General features: G+C 57.6%; 21 protein-coding genes. 7 read left to right on the plus strand and 14 right to left on the minus strand.

Annotated features, from left to right (window positions below; translation table 11 throughout):
• On the plus strand, positions 1 to 312 hold a 312-nt coding region (locus AC1DNK_RS29105), incomplete at its 5' end, for a hypothetical protein (RefSeq protein ID WP_477944691.1).
• A 1,781-nt stretch (positions 313 to 2,093) separates the two neighbouring features.
• Here AC1DNK_RS29105 and AC1DNK_RS29110 read toward each other — a convergent pair.
• The 8 genes from AC1DNK_RS29110 to AC1DNK_RS29145 all read right to left on the minus strand — a co-directional run bounded on the left by AC1DNK_RS29110 (position 2,094) and on the right by AC1DNK_RS29145 (position 8,064).
• A complete protein-coding gene (locus tag AC1DNK_RS29110; RefSeq protein ID WP_477944666.1) occupies positions 2,094 to 2,894 on the minus strand; it encodes a c-type cytochrome in 801 nt (266 codons plus the stop codon).
• Positions 2,891 to 4,516: a b(o/a)3-type cytochrome-c oxidase subunit 1 gene (locus AC1DNK_RS29115; protein WP_477944668.1), complete on the minus strand. Its 1,626-nt coding sequence runs from the start codon at positions 4,514 to 4,516 to the stop codon at positions 2,891 to 2,893. Before AC1DNK_RS29115 ends, AC1DNK_RS29110 begins: the two co-directional genes overlap by 4 nt.
• Positions 4,506 to 5,069: a cupredoxin domain-containing protein gene (locus AC1DNK_RS29120; protein ID WP_477944669.1), complete on the minus strand. Its 564-nt coding sequence runs from the start codon at positions 5,067 to 5,069 to the stop codon at positions 4,506 to 4,508. The genes AC1DNK_RS29115 and AC1DNK_RS29120 overlap by 11 nt, the downstream gene beginning before the upstream one ends.
• Positions 5,066 to 5,242 (minus strand): hypothetical protein, encoded by a 177-nt coding sequence (locus tag AC1DNK_RS29125; protein ID WP_477944670.1) that lies wholly within the window; start codon positions 5,240 to 5,242, stop codon positions 5,066 to 5,068. The genes AC1DNK_RS29120 and AC1DNK_RS29125 overlap by 4 nt, the downstream gene beginning before the upstream one ends.
• A 7-nt stretch (positions 5,243 to 5,249) precedes the next feature.
• Positions 5,250 to 6,497 carry a c-type cytochrome gene (locus AC1DNK_RS29130; RefSeq protein ID WP_477944671.1) on the minus strand — a complete coding sequence of 416 codons (1,248 nt, stop codon included), beginning with the start codon at positions 6,495 to 6,497 and terminating at the stop codon, positions 5,250 to 5,252.
• A complete protein-coding gene (locus tag AC1DNK_RS29135) occupies positions 6,494 to 7,153 on the minus strand; it encodes a c-type cytochrome (protein ID WP_477944690.1) in 660 nt (219 codons plus the stop codon). Before AC1DNK_RS29135 ends, AC1DNK_RS29130 begins: the two co-directional genes overlap by 4 nt.
• Before the next feature lie 231 nt (positions 7,154 to 7,384).
• Positions 7,385 to 7,807, minus strand: coding sequence for a cupin domain-containing protein (locus tag AC1DNK_RS29140; RefSeq protein WP_477944672.1), 423 nt, complete (start codon positions 7,805 to 7,807; stop codon positions 7,385 to 7,387).
• On the minus strand, positions 7,804 to 8,064 hold the full coding sequence (locus AC1DNK_RS29145; RefSeq protein WP_477944673.1) for a hexameric tyrosine-coordinated heme protein: 261 nt from the start codon (positions 8,062 to 8,064) through the stop codon (positions 7,804 to 7,806). Before AC1DNK_RS29145 ends, AC1DNK_RS29140 begins: the two co-directional genes overlap by 4 nt.
• A gap of 235 nt (positions 8,065 to 8,299) precedes the next feature.
• Here AC1DNK_RS29145 and hmpA point away from each other — a divergent pair, with 235 nt between their 5' ends.
• Both hmpA and AC1DNK_RS29155 read left to right on the plus strand, forming a co-directional pair.
• The gene (gene hmpA, locus AC1DNK_RS29150; RefSeq protein ID WP_477944674.1) at positions 8,300 to 9,508 is read left to right on the plus strand and encodes an NO-inducible flavohemoprotein; all 1,209 of its coding nucleotides are present in this window, start codon (positions 8,300 to 8,302) and stop codon (positions 9,506 to 9,508) included.
• 78 nt (positions 9,509 to 9,586) lie between these two features.
• On the plus strand, positions 9,587 to 10,051 hold the full coding sequence (locus AC1DNK_RS29155) for an Rrf2 family transcriptional regulator (protein ID WP_037111757.1): 465 nt from the start codon (positions 9,587 to 9,589) through the stop codon (positions 10,049 to 10,051).
• 202 nt (positions 10,052 to 10,253) lie between these two features.
• Here the strand turns inward: AC1DNK_RS29155 and AC1DNK_RS29160 are convergent, their stop codons facing one another.
• Entirely contained in the window at positions 10,254 to 10,385 is a 132-nt protein-coding gene (locus AC1DNK_RS29160) for a hypothetical protein (protein WP_477944675.1), read from the minus strand.
• 468 nt (positions 10,386 to 10,853) lie between these two features.
• On the opposite strand from AC1DNK_RS29160, the gene AC1DNK_RS29165 reads away from it, so the two are divergent.
• The 4 genes from AC1DNK_RS29165 (at position 10,854) to AC1DNK_RS29180 (ending at position 13,844) form a co-directional block, all read left to right on the plus strand.
• Positions 10,854 to 11,303 carry a carboxymuconolactone decarboxylase family protein gene (locus AC1DNK_RS29165; RefSeq protein WP_477944677.1) on the plus strand — a complete coding sequence of 150 codons (450 nt, stop codon included), beginning with the start codon at positions 10,854 to 10,856 and terminating at the stop codon, positions 11,301 to 11,303.
• A 32-nt stretch (positions 11,304 to 11,335) separates the two neighbouring features.
• Complete coding sequence (locus tag AC1DNK_RS29170; RefSeq protein ID WP_018900510.1) at positions 11,336 to 11,746, plus strand: hypothetical protein; 411 nt, start codon at positions 11,336 to 11,338, stop codon at positions 11,744 to 11,746.
• A 125-nt stretch (positions 11,747 to 11,871) separates the two neighbouring features.
• Positions 11,872 to 12,774 (plus strand): LysR family transcriptional regulator, encoded by a 903-nt coding sequence (locus tag AC1DNK_RS29175; RefSeq protein ID WP_477944679.1) that lies wholly within the window; start codon positions 11,872 to 11,874, stop codon positions 12,772 to 12,774.
• Between the two features lie 122 nt (positions 12,775 to 12,896).
• A complete protein-coding gene (locus AC1DNK_RS29180) occupies positions 12,897 to 13,844 on the plus strand; it encodes an NADP-dependent oxidoreductase (RefSeq protein WP_477944680.1) in 948 nt (315 codons plus the stop codon).
• A gap of 92 nt (positions 13,845 to 13,936) precedes the next feature.
• Here the strand turns inward: AC1DNK_RS29180 and AC1DNK_RS29185 are convergent, their stop codons facing one another.
• From AC1DNK_RS29185 to AC1DNK_RS29205, 5 genes are all read right to left on the minus strand, one after another.
• Complete coding sequence (locus AC1DNK_RS29185; RefSeq protein ID WP_477944681.1) at positions 13,937 to 14,872, minus strand: helix-turn-helix domain-containing protein; 936 nt, start codon at positions 14,870 to 14,872, stop codon at positions 13,937 to 13,939.
• A 305-nt stretch (positions 14,873 to 15,177) separates the two neighbouring features.
• On the minus strand, positions 15,178 to 16,089 hold the full coding sequence (locus tag AC1DNK_RS29190) for a helix-turn-helix domain-containing protein (RefSeq protein ID WP_477944682.1): 912 nt from the start codon (positions 16,087 to 16,089) through the stop codon (positions 15,178 to 15,180).
• A gap of 91 nt (positions 16,090 to 16,180) precedes the next feature.
• On the minus strand, positions 16,181 to 19,033 hold the full coding sequence (locus AC1DNK_RS29195; RefSeq protein WP_477944684.1) for an ATP-binding protein: 2,853 nt from the start codon (positions 19,031 to 19,033) through the stop codon (positions 16,181 to 16,183).
• Positions 19,034 to 19,114: 81 nt separating this feature from the next.
• On the minus strand, positions 19,115 to 21,721 hold the full coding sequence (locus AC1DNK_RS29200) for an ATP-binding protein (RefSeq protein ID WP_477944686.1): 2,607 nt from the start codon (positions 21,719 to 21,721) through the stop codon (positions 19,115 to 19,117).
• 28 nt (positions 21,722 to 21,749) lie between these two features.
• Entirely contained in the window at positions 21,750 to 23,084 is a 1,335-nt protein-coding gene (locus tag AC1DNK_RS29205; protein WP_477944688.1) for an MFS transporter, read from the minus strand.
• Positions 23,085 to 23,480 lie beyond the last annotated feature (396 nt).

The raw sequence follows: 23,480 nt of genomic DNA on the forward strand, positions 1-23,480 counted from the left end.
ATGGATGGCGGCAAGTGCCACTTTCGCCTTGAAAGCCGGGCTGTGATTCCGGCGCGGTCGTCTCGTCATGGTATCTCCTGTTCCAGGCATCTAAGCCGAAGTCAGGCAGAAATTCCACTTATCCCCGCTGTTCAAATTTCCCGAGCCACCTCTTACTGTCCGATTCCTCGTCTACTCGAAGTCGGTGGCTACACGGCGGAGCGTTTGTTTCATCAACTAGTAATGAGCCACAAACCCGCCACGGCCATGAAGGTCAAAGGGACGAAAAATGCCAGGAGCAATCTCATCGCAGCTGTCTCCACGGCGTCCTGACGCCTATCATCCTCGTCGGAGCTGGACACATGTCTCATCGCTTTCCTCCTTTGTTATTTGATTACTCGGCGGCCGCCGCACGACGCGTCGACGTCTGCGGTTCCTAGCCGTGCCACCGTCGTAAGTGGGGGAGCTGGGGCAGCGGACAGCCCATCGCCGCCCTTCCCTCGGATGGAGAGCGGGGACCTGCGCGGCTAGGGCGTCCGTCTCCTCCTTCACTCCACGCCTGCTGAGGGAGCCTTTGGAAGAAGCGATCAGTCGCAGGCCAACTCCGATGCTCCTTTGAAAAAGCCTACATCTTACGAGCGGAATTTTCTTTTACGGAACGGCAGCTCTTGGAAGCGTTCGGCCATAGTAGGACCGCTGCCGCATCTCAGACAAAACGCATGGGGTGGAAGATGTCCGCTGCGTAAAACTGCCGGTTAAAACGTTCAAGATCACACGCGACGCGTTATGTAATCTGATGTGGAAGTGAGGCACTTCTCCCAGTCTCCTCCTTCAAGCGGCACGTCCCCGCCGCTCCCCGGCCCCCTCTCGCCGGGCATCTGGCTGCCCTTCGACAACGCGTCCGCTCGAAGGGCAGCCTCTACCCAAGCACGGAGATGACGGAAAGCGCATTTCATATGCGGAATCCGTCCGGGATAGCCCATCCACTCGTCTCCCTCTAGCGTTTAACTTCGTGAACACGAATGACGGCGCTGAACACGTTATCTACCTCGTGCCTTACATTACGAGCGATGCCCTGGCAGTCAGTCCAAAGCCCCCGCCAAAAGACGGGTCTTCGTGCGTCCAAACGATCAGAGTATCGCCGTCGGACACCGCCTCTCCTTTACCGCCCACGATCCGGGAAAATGGCTCAAAGCGAAGTCTTGCACCCTCCCACTGCTCTGCGATCGTGGGCTTCGGGTTCAAATTGTCGACGTCGTCTTCGCAATGCAGTTTCAGTAGGAACGTCGCCAAGGACAGTGGGAGGGTGATGAGCGGAAGGTCAGGGCAAGCTTAATCGCAGGAGGGCGTACAGCGGTTAATCTTAAATTGCACCATGAGGCGCTGCGCGGCGACTTGCAGTTTTCAGTCTGTTCGCAAGTTCTGACCCTGCCGGCGTAGCCCATGCCAACTCCAGTCGTCCGACAGTTCGTTCCGGGCGTCGTTCAACGCATCGCTAGGAAGCGGTGCCAACAGATATCGGCGTGCCGCAGCTATCTGATCCGAGCGCCCCATGGCCGACAGGCAAGGAACCATTTCTTGGGCGGCTAACGAGAAAAACGAGCCAGTCTTATCGGGATTGGTTGCCGCAAACCACGCGATAAATGTCCCGAAAAGCCGCTGGGCTCCTTCTTGCAGCGATGGAGTAATCAAAACTGCGACTCGATCATGTCCCAATGTAGGTGGATTGCAGCCAACAACTGGCGGCGCGCGGCGTCAATCTTGTCGATTGTCGTCAAGAGGTTCGTCACTCACGCTTCAGTGGATGGAGTCCGCATGGTATTAATCATCGCTCTTCCCGACCATCAACTTCTGCCAACTGTTGCAACGATACGTGCTCAGTGTCCTAACGCGCTTGTGCCTGCATCGAACGTGTCCATCCGGTTATATCGAGGTACTAAACGTGCAAGATGGAGACTTTCGTGACGGCTAAATTAGCAGTCGAAGGAGCGGTCCTCCCCCGTCCTTCAGCGGCACCGTTCCCGCCGCACCCGGCTGCTCCCCTCCCGCCGGGAATGGCCGTCCTCTGGCGATGCGTCGAGCTGGAGGGCGGCCTTTTTTCCATCCCAAACCTCTCAGTTCGAGACAAGCGATCGTGAAGCATAATACTCCGCGGCCGCCGAGATTTCCGCTTCGGTCATATGCCGCGCGATTGTCCGCATCTGCTGACTGACATCATTTGTCCGGTTGCCCGCGGCAAATGAGTGAAGCTGGGCTTTGATATAGGTGGCGGACTGCCCTTCGAGCCAAGGACTTCCAGGTTTGTTTTCGATGGTTCCATGACATGACCCGCACGGGGCGATACCGCGCATCGGGGAACCGCTCTGAACGATCAAAGGCGCGGCGTCGGCGTCCGACGGATGAAATCCCGGAAGACGCGGTAGGAACGCGTAATACGCCGCTAGGTCGCGCATGTCCTGCTCGGTCATGGATTTCAAGAAGGGGCTCATCACGGCATTCACACGGGCTCCAGTTTTGAAGTCCTGCAGCTGTTTGTAGATGACGCTCGCGTACTGCCCTGCCAGGTTGGGCGAGTCCGCCCTGCTGATCCCTGTGGGGCCGTGGCAAATAGCGCATTGCTGCGCCAAGGTCGCTCCTCTTCCTACAGAATCCGCCGGCGGATTTCTGAATTCCGATGCTCGAAGGACCACGGCGGATGTCTGATACGGCGCGACCTCACCCTGGTCCGCCGATCGTTTGCTTGGAACACCGGCGGCGCTGCAAATGGTATCCCAGATGCCTCCGATGGCGGTGCCGTCCAGAGAGGGCGAAACGACAAATCCATAAGCCGCGGACGCGACAAATACAGCCGCGGCCAAACCGACACTGACACGAAACCATTTGTTCTTGAGATTAAAGAGCCGGTCGTCGTTCATTTTTGTGTCCCTACGTAAAACGCGGGAACATTGGTATCCGACCGCCATACAAGCTGCGCGATCGGAAAACCGTAGTTGCTGATCGTCAGCCCAACCATCAAGACAATCCACAAAGCATGTCCATTCAAAGCTGCAGGCACCCGGGTTGGTGGGTGGACAGCGACAGCGAAACGGTAGGGTCCTGCTTCAGCGGGACGAGCAGACTGACTGCGGAACAAGATCACAAAGAACACGATTGCCGACGCGACCAGCACAAATCCACCAAACGCCGACATCACCACAGGGATAGCCTCGGGCGCAATCAGCGGGTCCATGTAGTCGAAAAACGCCATGCGACGCGGCATGCCCAATATGCCCACGTAGTGCCAGGGGAATGTCGTCACAATCATTCCTATGAACCAGAGCCACAGCTGAAGCCGCATCAGACCGACCGACATGATCTCGCGCCCGGTAAGATGGGGCCAAAGATCGTAGGCGATGACGAAGTACATGATCACGATCGCACCGCCGAATATCAGATGGAAATGTCCCGTGATCCACTGGGTGTTGTGGATCGAGGCGTCGAGCTGATAGCTCATGTTGATCAGGCCGCCCGCGCCTCCGAAGCCGAGCATGATGAACGAGAACGCCACCGCCAGCATGACCGGGTTGCGCCAGGGCAAAGCCAGCAACCAACCAAACGGACCGCGGCCGCCTCGCAGGCGACCAGCGATTTCGACCGATGCGCAAATGGTGAAAACCGTCAGCAACGTCGGGAGGGCCACAATCGCCGTAAAGGCAGAATGGATGAACTTGAACCCTGCTCCGACCTGCGGATCGGCGAATGTGTGGTGTATACCGATGGGCATTGCCACAACGAGAAACAAGACAAAGGAGATGCGGGCCATGGCGTCGCTGTAGAGCTTTCCTCCGATCGCCCTGGGGACGATCGTGTAGTAGGCGATGTAGGTCGGCATGAGCCAGAAATAGACGATCGCATGGAGGGTCCAGGAGAAGAACACGCGGGCGAGGCCTGCGTCGATCGTGGACTTGAAGCCAAGCGCGACCGGTAGAATCTGGAAAATTAGCTCCGCCGCTGCCCCGACGGCCGTCCAACCCCACAGCCATGAGCTTGCCACGTTGGCGTACATCGGCAAGGGGACTGCGGCTCCCGGGTTGGCCCTCTTCCAGACCGCGAGATTGATCGCCATCAACGCGACCCAAATCCAAGACCCCAAGACGACAAGCACGACGCCGATATAGTAGCCGGGGTTACCGATTAGGGGCGGATAGAAGGTGTACAAGACGGAGGCCCAACCGAGCGAGACCGGCACCATTGCCGTTACGCTGCCGATCACAACAAGCCAAAAGCCTGCCCATGCCCACCGTCTGCCCACCAGTTTCTGGTTCAGGGAGGTCTCACTGATGGCGTATCCGAAGCCCATGGCGACAAGCGTGGGAAAGACATAGGCCATGACTGTCCCGTGGGCCGTCAGCGACCTGTAGTACCATTCCGGATTTCCGATCCACGCAGCCATCGGACTGCGAATGAACATCTGCCAGGCACCGAGCAGAAGCGCCAGACCGAAAAGGCCGAAGGCCAACCAGAAATGGGCCAGTATCAGGCGTTTGCTACTTAGCACAGCTCAGCCTCCTCTGCGTCTCGGAGAGAGCCAGGAACTCCTCCTTCGTCACGACCTTCACGCGGCCCCACATCCCCTCATGTCCGACCGAACAGAATTCCTGGCATGGCATTAGGTGCTCCCCGGGTTCGGAAAAGCTGGCATGCTGGACGGAAACGTAACCGGGAACCAGCATCGTGTTCACGTTGGTGCCCTGCACCAACAGGCCGTGCACCACATCGGCACTGGTGGCTCGCAACGTAATGGGGGTGCGCGCCGGGACAAGAATGCACTGCGGGACGAACGAATACTGTTGTCCGATCGCGCGTACGGTCACCGAGCCATCAGGCTCGATCGCGCTGCCCAAATTGCCTTCGGAGAACTCACCCCCAAGGTGAAGGGTTGTCGGGTCGATCGACTCGACCTGGGCCTGAGGCATCGTTGCTTGATGCACGCCCGCGTAGGCTGCCATCCCGGTCAGAAAAGCTATGATGACGATCGAGATTGCCGCCCATCGCTTCTCTATCCTGGCGGCGACGCCTGCGCTATGCGAACCCTCGTGGACATCGCTCATATTACCCCTCCCCGGGGAACGAAGACGAGTGCGTAAAAGAGCACCCACATCAACACGACCAATGCGGTCGCTATCCCGGCGACGGTCAACGCACCAATCGGACCCGAGCTCACGATCTGTTCGATCTCGTCGTCCCTTGCTTCCGAAACATCAATCTCACCGGAATCGATCATCGAGACCTCACTGAAGGGGCGCTTTGCGCAATTCGTTAGCCTCGTCGGCACTGACGGTCGTCCCGCGGTTGCCCCATGATGTCCTGATGTAGCTGACGACGGCCGCGACCTCATTGTCGGATAGGGTGACAGCGAACGGCGGCATTCCATGCGGCATTGGATTACCTTTGGTGCCGGGTGCGTAACCACCGTTCAAAACCATTCGGATGGCGTTGACGGCTGACTCCATCTGGATGGATTGATTTGCCGCAAGTGGAGGATAGTGAGGCGGTCTTCCCTCGCCTTTAGAACCGTGACAGCTGGCGCATTGGCCGTCGTACACCGTCTTCCCGAGGCTGATCAGCAAACTGCTTTCCGAGCGGGGCAGTCGCGAGCTGGGCGGCTCGGGCGAATCCTGGGCGATGCTCTTGAGGTAGACCGCCATCGCCTTGGTGTCTTCGTCGCTCAAGTACTGAAGACTATTGTAGACAACGTCGGCCATCGGACCGTAGACCGCACCGCGCGCCGAGACGCCCTTCTGAAGCAGATCGGTGATGTCCTTGATGCTCCAGTCACCGAGGCCAGCTTCCTTGTTGGAGGTCAGCGACGGAGCGTACCAGTTTTGCATCGGTATCAGGCCGCCTTTGAAAGCTTCGGAGTCGGAGCTTCCGCCGAGGGCGTTGATAGGGGTGTGGCACATTCCGCAGTGTCCGAGGCCCTCTACAAGGTAGGCACCCCTGTTCCACTCCTCGGACTTGTCCTCGTTAGGACGGAATTCGCCCTCGCGAAAGAACAGCGTTCGCCAACCGAGTACGAGTGACCTGTTGTTGTATGGAAAGCTCAGCTCGTGCTCACGGTCCTTTTGCGAGACGGGTTCAATCGTCTGAAGGTAGGCATAGATGGCGTCGCTGTCGGCGCGGGTCACCTTCGTATAGGACGCGAAAGGCATTGCAGGGTAGAGCAATCCCCCGTCCGGAAAGCGGCCATCGTGCATGGTCTTATAGAAGTCGTCTGCGCTCCACTTACCGATCCCGGTTTGCGCATCGGGAGTGATGTTCGATGTATAGAGCGTGCCGAATGGTGTCGGCATGGCACGCCCGCCTGCGAAAACACGGCCCTCGGGTGCGGTGTGGCAGGCGATACAGTCACCCGCCCTCGCCAAATACTCGCCCTTCGCAATGACAGAGGGATCGACGGTGGCCTTGGGCTTAGTTTCCTGCGAGTAGGAAACCGAGGCGAGCAGGACGAGCACAATGGAGATCGGAAGCTTCTTCATTTGTGTTCGTCCTCGCTTGGCTGACTTCCGCATGCGAAAGGCAAAGCGTAGCTGTTCGCGGGAGCCGGCGATGCATCTGCAGGCGCTGTCACAGAAGCTAGCCAAGCAGCGACCGCGCGAACGTCGTCTTCCGTGAGATGTCCCGCCACGATCTGCATGCAGTCCGGCGCTATCGCAGTTCTGGTGCCGTATCGCCAAGCTCCCAGCTGCGCGCTCAGATATGTCGCGCGCAACCCCAGCAAGCCCGGTATGGCGGGCTCCTGTCCTGTCAATTTGGCACCGTGACAGCTAACGCACGCCGGAAGGCCCCTCTCGATGTCTCCCTGCTTGGCTATCGCCTCGCCATGCGCGAGGACGGTTTCGCTCACTTCGTTGGCAGTAGCGACTGGCAGAGGTGGCCGTTGATCAGCAAAATAATCTGAGATTTTCTTGAGATAGTCGTCCGGCATGAATTGCAGGAGGTAGTTCATCGGGGGGTATTTGCGGCGGCCGCTACGGAAGGCGAGCAACTGATTGTAGAGATATCCCGACGGCTTTCCCGCCAAGCGCGGAAAGTACGGATCGTTGGTGCCTTTACCAGCGGCACCGTGGCACGGGGTGCATGGCTGAACGCGAGCTTCCATCGTGTCGGGCGCTGATATGGTCTGCCCGAACATTTGTCCGGTCGCCAACAGCGACAAACAGAACGCCAAATAGATGGTCTTTCCGGTTTTCACTCGCCACCCCATCTATCTAAGACGCGACCTCCCCGAGGTTCTACGGTCATCGCCTACGCGCGAATTGGACAATTCGGACATCCGTGGCCATATCTGCGCAGAATCGTCGCGGCACGGCCGCGGCTGACGGCCGCCGCTGCGAACAGAACTGCCCCCAGTCAACGCGCCTTGCTATTTGTCCGGCACGGTCAGGTTCTTGTCGTCAGAATCCACGACGAAAACCGCCAAGAGGCTCGCGGATTCCGTCTCACTGGCATTCTCACTAATCGAGTGACTTGAACCTGGCTCTTCGTAGAAGCTTTCGCCAGTTTTATAGACCTTGGTCTCTCCATCGTTCACTTTGCTCCGGATCGATCCGGACAAGACGTGAGCGAAGATGAATGCCGACTTGGCGTGGTGATGCGCCGGGGACTTTCCACCCGGTTCGTAAGTGACAACCGCGGCGATCATGCTCTTACCCGGGACATTAGGAAGTTCATGCTGGAAAACGGGTTGCACATGCTCGCCGACATCGTGCGCGCGCGCGACCAATGCCGAAAATTGGAGACAGGTCGCGGCTACCAAACATGTCGCGATACGGAGCTTGTTCATCATACGGTTCCTTCGTGGGCGGGCACAGGCTGCTTGTTCCAGTGGTTATTGGCAGCGGCCACTGTCTGGAAATTGATCGCGATAACCTGGGACACGAGGATCAGACTGTCGGCGTCCTGCTCATAGACCTCCCTTAGCCTGGAGCGGACCTCGTCGGACGGTTGGGTCACCTTAACCCCCATGCGGGACAGCTTTATCGCCAGCTCCCAACCCGCCTGCGGGGTGGTAGTGATTAATGAAGTCAGCCAAGGCTCAGCCATCGATCCTCTCCGTGGTTAGGACTCCGACTCCTAGCGGCCGCGATCGCGGATATCTGTCACGAACAGGGCGGGACTAGCACAAAACGGACGTGATCTTCGCGACCACGTCTGTAGACAATACGGCATACGCAAGAAGATGTGACAGATCATCGCAAGCGATAAACATCTATTGATGATAGATGTTTAAAGGCCTAATCATCCCGCCATCAGTCAAAACACAAGAAGGAGATGACCGATGTCAAAGCTTCTGAGCGAAGAAACCAAGGCGGTGGTCAGGGCCACCGTTCCCGCCCTGCAGGCCCATGGAACCGCCATCACGGCCGCAATGTATGAGCGCCTCTTTAAAGACGAAGAGGTGCGCGAACTGTTCAATCATTCAAACCAGGGCGAAGGTGGACGACAGACGAAAGCGCTCGCCCAAGCGATCCTGGCTTACGCTCAAAATATCGACAATCTCGGTGTTCTCGCCTCTGCGGTGGAGCGTATCTCGCAGAAGCACGTGGGCTTGAGCATCAAGCCGGAACATTACCCCTATGTCGCAACGGCACTTCTCGGTGCGATCGGTGACGTTCTTGGCGACAAGGCTACTCAGCCTGTCCTCGATGCATGGGGAGAAGCTTTCTGGTTTCTCGCCAATATCCTGATCGGGAGGGAAAAGGCGGTCTACGATGAGCTTGAGGCGGCCGACGGCGGCTGGATCGGCTGGCGGGAATTCAGGGTTGCTCGTAAGGTCGACGAAAGCGAAATCATCACCTCGTTTGTCCTCGAGCCGGTGGACGGCGGTCCGGTATTGCTCCACAAGCCGGGGCAATACCTAACCTTCCGCATCCCAATCAACGGCCTTGGCCCACAGAAACGCAATTACAGCATTTCGTCAGCGCCAAACGGCCACACGTACCGCATCTCAGTGAAGAGAGAGCCGAACGGGCTGATCTCGAACCATCTGCACGACAACGTTCACGAGGGTTCGATATTACAGGTGGCCCCGCCGACCGGAGACTTCTTCCTTCGCGAGGAGTCGGAGCGGCCAGTCGTCCTCCTGAGTGGCGGCGTCGGCCTTACCCCGATGGTCAGCATGTTCGAAGCACTCGTCTCGTCCGATAAAGCCGTTGACGTTCATTACGTTCATGCGGCGCAGAACGGGCGCGTTCACGCCATGGGCAAGCACGTGCGTACGCTTCGAGAGAAGAAGCAGAATGCCAATACAGCATTCTTTTACGGCGATCCCCACGAGCACGATCGGCAAGGCGAACACTACGATCACAAAGGCTACATCACAGTGGATTGGCTCTCAGACAATACGCCGATTGAAGAGGCCGACTTCTACCTTTGCGGTCCCAAACCCTTCCTTGCCGCGTTCGTTAACGGTTTGGCACGGGCGGGTGTGGACCAGAACAGAATTCATTACGAGTTCTTCGGCCCGGCGGACGGCCTGCAAGAGTAGGTACCATCGACGGGGCGGCTTGGCCGCTGCCCCGTCGCTATGCTACATCGCCTATAGATGTTTATGACGGAGCCAAGCATGCGTCTGACGGTATATTCCGACTTTGCCCTGCGGCTGATGATGTACCTTTGCCTGAACCACGACAGGCTCTCCACGATATCCGAGGTTGCGGAAGCGTACGACATCTCGAAGGCACACCTGATGAAGATCACCAACGAACTCGGGCAAAAGGGCCTTGTCGAAACGGTGCGCGGGCGGCAGGGAGGAATGCGCCTCGGCAAATCCGCGTCCGCGATCAGCGTCGGGGAAATCGTACGCGCCTGCGAGCCAGATTTCGCCATCGTTCCCTGCTTTGAAGCCAAGGGTGCCGTCGTGTGTGTCATCCAGCCGGCCTGCGTATTGAAACGAGCGCTCGCGGCAGCAACGGCCGCATTCCTCGAGACACTCGACGGTTACACACTCGCCGACCTCGTGAGGCCGACCGTTCCTCTTCGATCCTTGCTAGGTTTGGACAGTTCGACGAGCGGCTTGGCTGCCCATTGAGCGCCGACAACTCCTGAGCGAAAGGCCTGCGCAAGACCGGAAGCGCATTGGTTTCGACAACGATCAGGCTCGAGACCCATGCAAATAACATCCGCCAACATCTTCGATTTGGTGACCCGCACGATGGTCAACGGGGTCGACGCAAAAAGATGCCACTACGCTGTCCAGCGATCAGCTATGGAGCGCGGATCATTGGCGTCAGCTAGCCGACGATGGCGATGCCGAGGTCCGAGCAGCCCAGAAGATCGCCGACGCCAAAGAGGAACTGGAGTTTCTCCAGCGCTCCGGTTTCCCTCCGGATGTCGTCGCAAGACTTGCCCAGGAGTTGCTTCACAAGATTTCCTCAGCGATGGGCGAATACGCGGCGTCTGCCGCGGATCACTCGGCCCCCCTAACCGGGGACGTCCAGGTGCCGCCGGTTGCGACCTCTCAGCCTGTCGATACCGCAGTCCTGACAAATCCCGAGGCAGCTGACGCTGGGAAGATCGCGCAAGTCAACGGCGCTTACCTTAGCGTTATGGACGATAAGGATCGCCCGGGTCTGCCCAACGGCGACGATGAAACAAACGATAGTTTCGAGGCTTTAAGTTCGGAGATCAGGGCGCTTCTAGCCTAAGCTGAACGCGAGAGGGGCAGCCAATCGCTCTGATCAGGTCGGCGGGCGACATGTTTTCCGCTTTAGACGCACCGGTTCAGTTTCGTCCGGTTTTTAAAACCGGCGACCAACTCGTTCTATAGCTGGCCACCAGCTCCCCTAAAGTCCCTCGTTGCAGCGAATGCGCCCAGAAACAGGGGACTCCAGATGGCACGAAGGCTCGACTACCAGTCGCTCGCTTCCGAAGGGATGCAAGCATTCGGCGCTGCATACCGTTACATCAGCCAATGCGGTCTCCCCACTGAACTCATCGACCTTGTCTACCTCCGAGTTTCGCAGATCAACGGATGCGCTTACTGCATGGAAATGCACAGCCGCGGTCTGATGGAAAACAATGTCCCGATTTCGAAGATACTCTTAACGTCGACTTGGCGCGAGGCCGGGGATTTGTTCGACGCGCGGGAACGCGCCGCCCTTCAATGGGTCGCAACCGTCACCCTGATCAGCGTCTCGCATGTCCCAGACGACGCTTTCGCTAAAATCCGCGGCCTCTTCGACGAGAAGGAAGTCGCCGACCTAACCATCGCGATCGGTCTTATGAATGTGCTCGATCGTATGGCCATAAGCTTCCGCGTCCCTCCGAGCATCGGACACTGACACCCTGGAGACAGCCCGGATAGGAGCAAGACATGAAGACCCAACCGGTTGAAATCGTACGACGCTTTTTACAGCTCCCCGCATGCAAGAAAACACTTTCGAACATCGTTGCCGGAGACGTCACCCTCATCGCCCCTGACGGAGTGTTACCTAGTCAAGTGTCTCGGCTCCCCGGACTGGACGACTGTAAAACAGACGTTCTGGATGCCGCAGTAGCACTACTCCACTGCTCCACAACTCGGCGCGTAACCGTCAGCTCTATTTTCGGAGCGGGGGCTAATGTTGCTGCTTTTGGCACCGTTACCGAGGTTATGTGTTCGGGCGAAGATGTCGCAACTCCCTTCTCGCTTTGGATCAAAGTCTCCCACGGGCGTATCACCTACATTCAGTACCTCGACGGTGACTCGAGAGCCGACACCCTAAGAAAGTCGAAAGAAGCGTGAACTTCTCCCGGCAACATCGAGACGTATTGAAACACGAGTTGAGAGGTGGCATGCCAGGGTGAGGGTGTGAAATCTGCTAGCCAGGCGGAAGCACCGCCAACTTTCAGCCCGCAATCGGTGGACATATGGATCGTCTTACAAGTCTTCTCGTGTTTGGTCGTGTCGTGGAAAGCGGAGGATTTTCTGCAGCCGCCCGAAGGCTGAACATGTCGGTGACCATGGTAGGCAACCACGTCCAGTCGCTGGAAGACAGGTTGGGAGTGCGTCTTCTGAACAGGACGACCCGGAAGGTCAGTCTAACCGAGACGGGCAAGTACTATTACGAGCGCTCCGTCCAGATACTCGGCGATCTCGAAGAAGCCGACCGGACTGCCGGCGCGCTTAATACCACGCCCAGAGGTACGCTGAGGGTTTACACCAGCAGCGCAATCGTCAGGTTTCTCAATCCCATCGTGACGGAGTTTCTCGAGAGTTACCCAACGATTTCGCTTGATATCAACATCGGCGAACGGATGGTCGACATGATCGAGGACGGGTACGACCTCGCCATTCGGACAACCCCTCCCCCGGATTCAAGTTTGGTCGTTAGAAAGCTGACGCCTTGGCGTCACGTTCTGTGCTGCTCTCCCGGATACCTTGAAAACCATCCGATGCCCGCGGAGCCTGAAGACCTCGCCGTGCACAATTGCCTTCGATACGCCTATTACCCCTTCGGTGACGAGTGGCGGTTTGAAGATGCGGCAGGCTCCGAGCAAAGCGTCAAGATCGCGGGCAACGTGATCTCGAACAGCGCGGAGACGCTCCGGTATTTGACGGAAGCCGGTAAGGGTATCTTTCTCGCACCGAGTTTTGTCATCTTCGAGGACATCGCAGAGGGGCGGATGGTCCGGATCATGCCTAAGTTCAGCCCGGTCGAATTCACAATCAACGCGATCTATCCCAACCGCAGCCATCTCCCAACGAAGGTGAGGCTTTTCCTTGACCTCTTGGCGGAACGGTTTGCCGAGCATCGAAAGTGGATGGCCTAGCCGGTCATTGTCCAGCGTGGCTTGCATATCCTTCCCGAATTGTCCGGATTATCGCTCGGCCTTGAATGAAGCATCTTCTGTCTGTGACGGCCCACATGGCCACTTTCTTCAGGAGAACTGAAATGTCCACTCAGAAAACAATGCAGGCTTTCCGCGTCCATGAATTCGGAGCGCCCTATGTCATCACGTCAGAGCAGCTTGAAGTACCGGTCCCCGGCCCGGGCGAGGTCTTGATCAAAGTAAATGCCGCGGGCGTTGGCCCATGGGACGGATGGATACGGAGCGGCCACAGCGCCCTGCCGCAGCCTCTGCCGCTTACCCTGGGTTCCGATCTCTCGGGCGTTATCGAAACGGTCGGCCCGGACGTAAACGGTTTCGAGGCTGGCGACGAAGTTTACGGAGTAACCAACCCGCGTTTCATCGGCTCCTATGCGGAATACGCGATCGCTCTCGCTTCCATGATCGGTCATAAACCCAAGAAAGTCGACCACGTCGAGGCTGCCTCTATCCCTGTGATCGCTTCCACTGCCCGGCAGGCTCTATTCGATCATGCAGGCCTAAAAGCTGGACAGGCTGTTTTGATCCATGGCGCAGCGGGCAACGTCGGAGCATACGCCGTTCAATTCGCCCACAAGGCCGGCCTCAGGGTAGTAGCCACCGCTGACGCAAGAGACATCGAAACAGTCCGAAACCTCGGTGCCGATCAAGTGATCGACTATCAGAAAGAGCGCTTTGAGGATGTGGTCAAGAATGTCGATGCAGTCATCGACCTCGTCGGCGGAGAGACCCAGACCAAATCTTTTGCTGTCTTGAAGCGTGGCGGAAAACTCGTTTCCGCTGTTTCCAAGCCCGATCAGGAGGTAGCTGCTTCATTTGGCGTGAGCGCGAGTTTCTTTTTGGTGGCGGTCAATACACGTGAACTCAACGAAATCGCCGAGTCCGTCGACGATGGAAGTCTCAAGACAAAGGTTGGTACCGTCCTTCCCCTGACCGAAGCAATAAGGGCTCACGAAATGCTGGAGGGAACGCGCGAGCACGCCAAGGGGAAGATCGTTCTCAAGGTCGACTGATTGACCAGCGACTGCATCCTCGCTCCGGTGATAGCCGGAGCGATAATCTCTTTCAGCGGCCGGACATCACGAGCGATCAAGCATACGAACCGTCAGTGCCTGAGAAATTCGTTTCTGTTCGCGCGAAAGAACTCCGGCGGGTTACCAAGGACCGCCATGAACGAGGCGGTCATGTGGGAACCGTCAGGGTACCCCGCCATGCGAGCGATCTCGTCGATCGGTTTGTTACTCTCCCTTAGTAGCGAAATGGCTTTGTCGGTACGTCTCCGAGCCAGCCATTCCGGGGCACTGGTTCCCGTTTGCTGACGAAAAAGCATTACAAATTCGCCCTCGGAAAGTCCGCAGACCGCAGCGAGTTGCGCCAGGGCTATGTCACCGTCCAAATTCGCGTCCATCATTTCCATTGCGGCACTCAATCGTTTGCCGCTGATCCTTGGTGTGTTCAGCTTTCCCCTGTCCAGTTTATGCGAGTATGTCGCTAGGAGGTGGCTAGCGACGGCATTGACGATATGGTCCACAAACAAGGTGCTCGCGTGACGGCGGTTACGAAATATAGGAACCAGTCCTTTCGCCAGATGGAACATGATGAGGTCACTGAAAGCGAAGCTGTCAGGCAGGGCAAGCTCGCTCGACGCATATCCCAGTTCGGCTGCAACTGTGTCGAGGAAGGTCTTGGACATGTAGAAATGGACGTGTTGGAATCGGCGAATTCCGGACGCGTAGGCTGGGGTCCTCAGATCGAAAATAGAACAGGAACCGCGCCGCAGTTCTCCGCTCAGGAGAAACTTGCCGTCGATCCACAGCTGATAGGGCGTGGAATCTTCAAGTCTGACGACAAACACGTACGCCTCGTCATATGGCAGTGGTGCCGAAACCGCGTTGCCGTCTCGTCTACCTGTCACCAGGGAAATCGATGCATCCACGCGACGGGTAATGACCTGAGGATTAAACGCCAGAAGAAAACGGTCCTCCATTTGGCGGACGTAAGAGGCACTATGGCCGCCAGCCTGCATAATCTCGATCGACATTAACAAATCCTCGGGACCGGAGTTCTGACCAGCAACAATGCAGCAAGAACACATCCCTGCATTGTACGAAGCGGACAATAATTCTCGGTTCCGTCGATCTGAAAGATGAGTGATCGAGTCCGAAACCGAACATGCATATCGTCTTGGTGCAAGCGCGCTCCGCGGCGTCGAATTATGATGGCCACTGAAGCGGATACTCTGTCTCCCCTCATCCGCTTCCCAGCGGCAAGAGCCGCCGCACCCGGTGTCCCCCACCCGATGGTGCCGCAGACTGCCCCTCGAATCCGACGAGGGGCAGTTGCACCTCATCGGCGACCCACCATCTCACGCCGCCATGCGCTCGGCGTTGTTCCAACGATGGTAGTGAATACCCGAGAAAAATGACCAGGGTCAGCAAAGCCGACGCGAAGCGCGATCTCCGGGAGACCGGAATCCGGCTGTGCGACAAGCATAATCTTCGCCACCTCAATTCGACGATAGCGGAGCCACTCATGAGGCGATCTGCCCACAGTCGAAACGAATGCCCTCGTGAAATGCCTTACCGATAACCCACATTCCGCGGCGAGGTCGGCCAAGCCTGGAGGACTGGCAAGCCTAGCATCCATCATGTCAAGAACACGCCGCTGCTGCCATGGGGCTAGACCGCCTTTCGTGACGGCAACGGCGCTGCGATCTGCGTAGTTCATGGCGAGATGGCTAACGAGCGCCAGACCGACATGATCGAGGTAAAGTTGATTGCAGACCTGCCCTTGGACCAACGCGCCACGAGCGGACAGGATCAGATTTCTGATGATGACGTCGGCCATCCCCATGCCCGGCTCATATCGAAGGTTCGACAATCCGGTCGCTCGTTCGTCGTATATCTCGTCAAGCGCTGCGCGAGGAATGTGGCAGTAGACCGTATGAAACGGTCGGTCCATGATCGCACGCCCGTCGAGACGCATGTCGTTGAATGTAACCTGTCCCTTGCTCAAATCGCGGACCGGTGCGGCCCGTCCGTCTTCCCAATACTTGTATTGCGGAAAATCCTGCATGATCACGCCGACTATGTAAGCGTCTTCATGTACCCGAGGCGCAGTTTGGAACGGTACATGCCGATCGGACTTGAGTTCGACAAAGCTGAGCGTCCTCCTACGTCCCGCATGCGAGACCGCCGAGGGTGCCTTGTCGAGCTTGAACCGCCCCCCGAGCTGAGTGGCGACATCAGATGCGCGCATAGTGCTCTCCCTTTCGATAAGGGTTATTGGCCGCGAGACAGCTCTGTATTGTCGATTTCGGATATCAGTATAACAAATCGGCCATCAGCATTCAGGCGAGAGTTTGGAGAACCTTGTCCGCAACCGACACGTCCGATGTGCCCTGGCCCTCCGCTATGCGTTCCCTAACCGAGCTCAGCAAGGATTCGGCTTCGTTGTCGCGCCCGCCAGACATCCACACGCGTGCGAGTACGGTCGCGCTGCGCAGTTCCCACGCGACCGCCTGCTGCTGTCGCGCAATTTCCAGCGACTTCTGAAGAAGCTTTTCGGCGGCCAAAGTGTCATTGGGATTGTTGTCGAGAAGCAACTCTGCGTCGACCCGGAGCAATTCCGGTGTGCACCAACTTCTCTCGATTATGCGCTCGCTGGCTCCGTACGCGGCCTGCTGATTAGGACAGAGCAGCGTGGCCATAGTCTCCTGTTGGAGACTGCCCTGCGGAGCGACAAGACCGGCGACTGACGATGCGTCGCCCGTCGTGCGGTTTTGGATAATGGCATGGAACATCTTCCCCCAGGAGTGCCAGTGGCCTAGCGTGTAACGAGATGCCGCATCAAGTAGCGTCATCGTCCTTTCAAGAGCGCGCTCGTTTTCACCCCGCCACAGCAATATCGGACAGGCCGCTAGTGCGAGCACCTGGCACAGAGCCATAGGGCCATCCTCCTTCGACAACTCGATCGCGTCGTCGATCACGGCCAGCGCACGATCCCCCTTTCCCTCTAACCAGAGGGTGCGGGCCAGGACAATCCTCATCGAGACCCGCCTATCGACCTGCACGCTTCCGTAAGCTACCGGGATATTCACTACGGGATGCTGCAGGACGAGCTTCGCGAGTTCCGCAGCTCTGGTATGCTGTCCACTGAAGTGAGAAATCTGTGCAAGCACCCTCCTCACACCGAGTTTGGCGATGTCGTCGTCCACCCTTTCCGCGAGCTCCATCGCCTGCTCTATGTGCTCCAGAGCGACTGCGTAGTTTCCCATACCCAAGTTGAACGTGGCAGATACCATATGAGGTTCGATGCGGAATCGATCGTCACCTATCTTATTGGCGAGATGAGCAGCCCGGACGAGACCCGCCTCGTTGAAGCTTACGGGCCGTACCTGGTTCTGGTTTAGAATCCCATAAACCAGGTTAAGGCGCATTTCGGCAAGCAACTCGGGTGGCGCGAGCTCGCGTGCGTGCTGGATCGCCCGCTCTACATGAGTGCGAAATTCGTCCACCAAACCCATCTGCAAGCCCAGCGGGACCATAAGCGCCGACAGTACCACCCCGGGGGCCGTTTCACCGTTCTCGGAAAACGCCCACGCAAGAGCCTGTCTTGCATCGCCAAGTATCGGTTCGTACGCCTCGAGCCATGAAGCTCGGCGCGTGTTCTGCCACTCGTGCTCAGCGCGACGAAGGACATCTGTCACATAGTCAAGATGAAGCCGCTTGACTCGTAAAGATTCATCCACTTCGCCGAGCTTTTCCAGCGCGTAGAGCCTTGTGCTCTCCAAGAGACGATAAGCGATCGTCCCTGCCCTGCTTGACGGATGCAAAAGCGACTTTCGAACCAGGCTGGCAACGCCTTCCCGTACCGCAAAGGGATTGAGGTATTCATCGCCCGCGACCATTACAGCGGCCTCTAGCGAAAAACTCCCTGCGAAGATGGACAACCGCCGCAGAAGCACGCGCTCGGCATCGGCCAGCAACTCGTAGCTCCAGTCGAGCATTTTACGGATCGTCTGATGCCGCTGGACCGATGTCCGCCTGACGACAGCCAGAACCTTCAGACGGTCCTCGAGACGTTCCGCGAGTTCGCTGACACCGAGAGTTTCGGTACGAGCTGCCGCGATTTCGATCGCAAGCGGTATGCCATCCAACCGTCTGCATATCTCGGCGATGGCGGGCAAATCCCGCTCTCCCATGAGCCAATTCTGATTGCACGACATGGCACGTTCAACAAATAGCTCTATGGCGGGATATTCCAGCGCGGTTTCCATTGTCAGCTCTTCCACATCGCTCGGGAACCCAAGCGGCTGAAGTTTAAAGAGCCATTCTCCCTGCGCCGAGAGCGGCTCGTGCGACGTTGCAAGCAGCTTGACGTTGGGTGCACCACCGAGGATCGCTTCCGCCAGCTCGGCTGCAGTGGCAATGACGTGTTCGCAGTTATCCAGAACTATCAGCAGGTCTTTCCGACAGAGGAAGTCCACCAGACTGCCAATAGGTCGATCGGATTCGAGGGATACATTGAGGGTCGCGGCGACCACATGCGGCACCATGGCTGCTTCTGAAATGGTCGCGAGATCGACGAAGCACGCGGGCGCGTCTATGCCTTCTTGAAAGCGGTGAGCCACCGCGAGTGCGACTGTGGTCTTCCCCGTTCCTCCCGGACCGACGACTGAAACTAGCCGCTGCCGGGTCAGCAATCCTAAAATGTCGCCGATATCGCCTGCTCGACCTACGATCCTGGAAAGTGGCAGCGGCAGGCTGGAGGAGATCGGCGCTCCATCGTTTGATGCCTTTGGCCCAAGCTCAGACCAGGAATCCAGACGTTCGACGTTCGCGGTGAACCGATACCCCTGACCGACAACGTTGTCGATCAGCCTCAGATTTGCTGAAGCGTCCTGGAGTGCCCGGCGGAGGGCGTTGATGGTGACCCGCAGGTTACCTTCCTCGACGTGCGTCGATGGCCAAGCGGCCGCAAACAATTCAGCGTTGGTCAGAATTTCACCGGGCCTGCTAAGAAAAGCGTGAAGGATCGCCCCGGCTCGGCTTCCCAACTTGAGTTCTCTTGACCCCAACACGAGAGTTCTCGTCGCGGGATAGTAGATCAGCTCCTCAAAGGCAAAGCCAATGTCGCGGGTAAGCTTCCGCTCGGTAGCGGCCGGATTTGCCAATACTGAATTCCGCAAGCCTTCCCGCATAGCACTGTCTATTTTCTCGATAACGCTGTCCTCAAGAACAACGGAATGTACACCTCATTGCCCATCCTGTGCAATCACGCGTCACCAGTGCTCTATTCGTCGCTTCCATGCAACAGCGCCCTGCATCTCCGCTTGGCGCAATGCCTGCTCGAAAAGACGGACCGCGCGTGCTCGGTCCGTCGCATAAAGACGCGACGCCCGGATTCTGAGTATCTCAGGCGCATTCCAACTCACGATTCCACTCTCGACTCTTTTCAGCGCGTTGGAGCTCAGGAATCGATCGTCGAACGTGGGCAGCATGTCGCTGACCGAGACGTCTCTCAGCTCGTCGTCTTCATCCACGAGCTTCCCGAAGGAGGACGGAGTGAAGCGACCGCGCATATACGAGATAGCGTCGCCAAGGTTTGACGCAAGCCGTCCCCAATAGGCGTATTTGTTACGGATCGCGATGCCAAGCGCTGTCTCCGTCAGCGGTTCTGCCTGATCTAGCAGTCCTAGCCAAAGCGCCAACGGAACGGCACACATGGTCAACGCGAGACAAAGTGATGACGCGTGTTCGCGTGCACGCTCTAGGAGCTCTGCGTTTAGAGCCTGAGCTTCGTCGTCCCTTCCTTGAAGGAACGCCACCCTCGCCAGGATAATCTTCATGGACACTTTGTGACTGATTTTCGAAAATGGCAGATTCTCAAAAGGGCTCTCCACAACCGCCTGCGCCAGCTCCTTCGCATCGGTCTGATGGCCCTCGAAATGAAGGGTCTGGGCTTTGAATCGCATGGCCGCGACCCTTAGCGCTTCGCTGTCCAGCTTTCTCGCGAGTTCGGTCATGCGGTCTGCTGCAACTGTCGCTGTCGGATAGTCTCCTCGGACAAAGGCATCCCCCCATTCAGAGTAGATGGCTTCCGGCGTTTCCGATCCAGTTCGTTCCCGCCACTCGAGCGCCGCGTTGCGAGCTCTATCATACGCTGCCGTCTCGCCGAGCTGTGTCAGCTCGGCGTTCAGTGACAAGCCGAGGGCGAGCACGTCAGGCGAAGCCGCCGGGCCGATATGACCCAGCCTCGCCATCGCTTGGTAGAGGCGATCTCTGTATTCTTGGAAGAGTTCGAAGTGTTGCGCGAAAGGTGCCGACGCAACCGTCAGCTTTGCGGCGATTTCGTCGTCGCCTCCTGAGGAAAAAGCCCATTCTAAAGCCGCCAGCACGTCGTCGACAAGGTCGCCGTAATGCCCAGCCCACGTGACGGTGTCCATGGACAGAAGGTCCGTCGGTGCATCCCTCATCAATTTCAGCATTAAATCTGCATGAAGTCGGCTGGCGCGCTGTCTCCGCTGTTCAGAAGCGAATTTTGCGACAGCATAAGTCCGGGTGATTTCAGATAATTTGTAACGCGATACGCCATCGCGCACGTCCGCGCGAAGAAAGGACTTCGCCGCAAGATCGGCCAATGAAACCGCCACATCGGCGGGTGTCAGGTCCTGACCTGCCGCTACGGCAACCGCATGATCAATCCCGAAGCCGTTACAAAATACAGAGACGTCCGCGAAAACCTGCTTCTCAGGCGGCGACAATGTTTCGTATGTCCAGTCCAGCAGGGTTTTTAAAGTACGGTGTCGAGCAACCGCCGTTCGGCGGCCCGGAGTTTCGAGTATCGTTCGCGTCCCATTTTCACTGTTAAGCTCTCTAAGGCCGAGGACGTCGACGCGGGTCGCCAACAGCTCGATCGCGAACGGATTTCCGTCGAGCTTGCGACAGAGCCCTATCAATTCTGAGGTGTCGCACTCTGAAAGGGAAAAGCTCCGGGAAGATGCAGCCGCCCGCTCCAAAAAGAGCCGCAAAGCCGAAAAGCGCATTGCGTCGACCTCAAGCAGGTTGTCCCCACTTGGGACTTCGAGACCGGGGAGACGCAGAACTCGTTCGCCAGGAACCCGGAGCGGCTCGCGGGAGGTCGTCAATATCCGGATATGCGGAGCGCTGGTCAAAAGCGCTTCCACAACAGCAGCGGTGGATTCGATGACGCGATCGCAATTGTCCAACACGAGAAGAGCGCGTTGGGTCACCAGCAGCGGTCCCAATTCCTTGCTATTGCAAACAGCCTCGTGTCCGAAAGCTTTCCCCACCGCGGACACCACAGGCTCTGCTGCCGACAACGTCGATAAATCCACGTAATTGATCGGCTGCCCGGAGTTAGCGGCACTTATCGCCACTGTGCTTTTGCCGGAACCGCCGGCACCGACGATCGTCACGAGCCGCCAGGTCGCTAACGCGGTTTTGATACCGGCCACGAAGTCATCACGTCCGATCGGAGGCTCGATCAGCGGAGGCAGCGCACCGGCGAGCGCGGCCTCCGAAAAGGTGACCACGCTTTCGCGTTCAGCCCGGATTGGAGCCACGAACGAATAGCCGCGTCCATGTTCATTGGATATATAGTGTGCGTTGAGATTACTGTCGCCGAGCAGCCTTCGAAGGGAACTCATGTGTGCCCGGAGGTTCGCGGCATCGGTGCCCACTGCTGGCCATCCCCGAGAAATCAGTTCGTCCTGTGAAATGAGCCTGCCCGGCGTTTCCAGAAGGATTGCCAGAAGGTCCGTCAGGCGTTCGCCCATTCGCAAGGGCTGGCCATCCTGGTAGAGAAGACGTTCGTCCTCATCCCACTCGAACGGTCCGAACCCCAACAGGCGACCTGTGACTTTCAAAACTCTTTCCTTCGCTTCCCTGTATCTCTCATTTCAACTGACGGCCCGCACGACCGGACGGTCCCCAACCTAGCACCAGTCCAATGAAGAGAACCAGCGTACCTGCAATGACCGTGAACATAGCATACGCTCCGTGTGATTGCAGTACGGGCAGTAGTGCAAGCGGCGTCAAAGCCGAACCGATGCGATTAGCCGACCAGGCAAATGACGTCGTCATCGCGCGACGACTGTTCGGAACCATCTCGGCGGCGTACAAAAACAACACGGGCAGAAAGAGCGAGACCAAAAGATTGAAGGCGATCCCGCAACCTATCAGCCACATCGGAACGGTCGTACTAGCAAACAAAAGGCCGATGAGCGCCATCGCCGTGGCACTTGCGATCAGAGCCGTTCGCCGTTGCACCTTGTCGATGAAATAGCCTCCAACGATTGTTCCCAAAATCGGTCCGACCGTGGATATGCCGAGATACAGCAGTGAGTCTTGGAGATTTATGCCTTTTTGGACTAAAACGGCCCCAGACAGCAAGGTGAAGCCAACTGTCGCCCAAGGGGTGAGGAAAAACACAAGCACTAGGAAGCCTACCACGAAGCGGTCAGTACGAAACTGATCGTCTTCGGTCGAGATGGACTTCGGGACACTCGGGAGATGTTTGAAGCGAGAAACGGGTCTCGATGCCTCGAAAGCACGAGCAGTGACGTTTGCCTGTGCGTCTCTTCCCTTGGACATCAACCAAGGCCCGGACTCCGGGAGCCGGTAGAACAAGAACGAACACACGGCGGCTCCAGCCCCGCCGAACAGAAAACCCCACCTCCAGGCGTCGAACCCCAGGGGGGCGATGGGCGTGAGCCAGCGGACCAAGAAGATGAAAATCGTCGGCCCTGCATATCCGAACGCGGTGGCGACCATGACGAGTTTTCCCCGTTGTGCAGCAGGGAGGATGTCGGACAAATAAGAGAACATGAGAGGCGGATAAGCTCCGAGGGCCAAACCCGACAGCATCCGGAAAGCGACAAGCCAACCGACATCCGGAGCGAAGGCAGCGCCCACTGATGCAAGTGCAAGCGTAGCCATCACCGACGTAAGGCCGATACGCCTGCCGTGCCGGTCTGCAAGCCAGCCGAAAAGAGGCGCTCCCGCGATCGCCCCAATGTAAACCGCTGACAGAAGCCAGGAAATTTCCGTCTTGTCTGCGGCATACGGCGGCGACGAAAATACAGCCGCCAGGATTGAGCCGAAAGCAATTTCCGCGAGATCGAAGCTAAAGCCAAGCGCGCACGCTCCGATGATGAGCAGGTGGAGCCTCTTGAGCGATCCTGCCGACGTGGGAATGATGGGTTGGTTTCCTTGCACGCCGGTCTGCATTCGTCCCCCCTGTAAAATGAAGCCTACAAGCGGCGATAGGAGGAATTGCACCAAGACGTGAGTTAAACCTTGTTAAAAAGCGAAGGAGTTAGATTGAATTGGGGGTGCATCATGAGACATTGCGGCGGAACCGCAGGTTTGATCCAATGTCCCCGCATGGTACTAAGGGGTGCCGCAAAAACTCCCCTCAAAACGATATAGAAGCGTTGCCCGTCGATGGTCCCGACAGAACGTTGAGTCCACTGCTCTTCATCGTAAGCGCGAATTTCTATGCGCCTTCTGAAGCGCAGTGCTCTGATGCATGAAGTGTCCACCAAAAACAGGTGGACACCAAATCATGGACGATGCTCCTAAACTGCAGGTGCGGCTTGTTGGCCGCGACGGCCGCCGTCGATA

Source organism: Rhizobium sp. 01N424 (assembly GCF_056399485.1).

What these genes read in the sequence shown, in the direction of transcription:
- AC1DNK_RS29195 (WP_477944684.1), bottom strand. Translation starts at nt 19,033, where the DNA reads ATGCGGGAAGGCTTGCGGAATTCAGTATTGGCAAATCCGGCCGCTACC.
- AC1DNK_RS29185 (WP_477944681.1), bottom strand. Translation starts at nt 14,872, where the DNA reads ATGTCGATCGAGATTATGCAGGCTGGCGGCCATAGTGCCTCTTACGTC.
- AC1DNK_RS29155 (WP_037111757.1), top strand. Translation starts at nt 9,587, where the DNA reads ATGCGTCTGACGGTATATTCCGACTTTGCCCTGCGGCTGATGATGTAC.
- AC1DNK_RS29170 (WP_018900510.1), top strand. Translation starts at nt 11,336, where the DNA reads ATGAAGACCCAACCGGTTGAAATCGTACGACGCTTTTTACAGCTCCCC.
- AC1DNK_RS29165 (WP_477944677.1), top strand. Translation starts at nt 10,854, where the DNA reads ATGGCACGAAGGCTCGACTACCAGTCGCTCGCTTCCGAAGGGATGCAA.
- hmpA (WP_477944674.1), top strand. Translation starts at nt 8,300, where the DNA reads ATGTCAAAGCTTCTGAGCGAAGAAACCAAGGCGGTGGTCAGGGCCACC.
- AC1DNK_RS29180 (WP_477944680.1), top strand. Translation starts at nt 12,897, where the DNA reads ATGTCCACTCAGAAAACAATGCAGGCTTTCCGCGTCCATGAATTCGGA.
- AC1DNK_RS29205 (WP_477944688.1), bottom strand. Translation starts at nt 23,084, where the DNA reads ATGCAGACCGGCGTGCAAGGAAACCAACCCATCATTCCCACGTCGGCA.
- AC1DNK_RS29145 (WP_477944673.1), bottom strand. Translation starts at nt 8,064, where the DNA reads ATGGCTGAGCCTTGGCTGACTTCATTAATCACTACCACCCCGCAGGCG.
- AC1DNK_RS29175 (WP_477944679.1), top strand. Translation starts at nt 11,872, where the DNA reads ATGGATCGTCTTACAAGTCTTCTCGTGTTTGGTCGTGTCGTGGAAAGC.
- AC1DNK_RS29130 (WP_477944671.1), bottom strand. Translation starts at nt 6,497, where the DNA reads ATGAAGAAGCTTCCGATCTCCATTGTGCTCGTCCTGCTCGCCTCGGTT.
- AC1DNK_RS29190 (WP_477944682.1), bottom strand. Translation starts at nt 16,089, where the DNA reads ATGCGCGCATCTGATGTCGCCACTCAGCTCGGGGGGCGGTTCAAGCTC.
- AC1DNK_RS29125 (WP_477944670.1), bottom strand. Translation starts at nt 5,242, where the DNA reads ATGATCGATTCCGGTGAGATTGATGTTTCGGAAGCAAGGGACGACGAG.
- AC1DNK_RS29140 (WP_477944672.1), bottom strand. Translation starts at nt 7,807, where the DNA reads ATGATGAACAAGCTCCGTATCGCGACATGTTTGGTAGCCGCGACCTGT.
- AC1DNK_RS29110 (WP_477944666.1), bottom strand. Translation starts at nt 2,894, where the DNA reads ATGAACGACGACCGGCTCTTTAATCTCAAGAACAAATGGTTTCGTGTC.
- AC1DNK_RS29135 (WP_477944690.1), bottom strand. Translation starts at nt 7,153, where the DNA reads ATGTTCGGGCAGACCATATCAGCGCCCGACACGATGGAAGCTCGCGTT.
- AC1DNK_RS29120 (WP_477944669.1), bottom strand. Translation starts at nt 5,069, where the DNA reads ATGAGCGATGTCCACGAGGGTTCGCATAGCGCAGGCGTCGCCGCCAGG.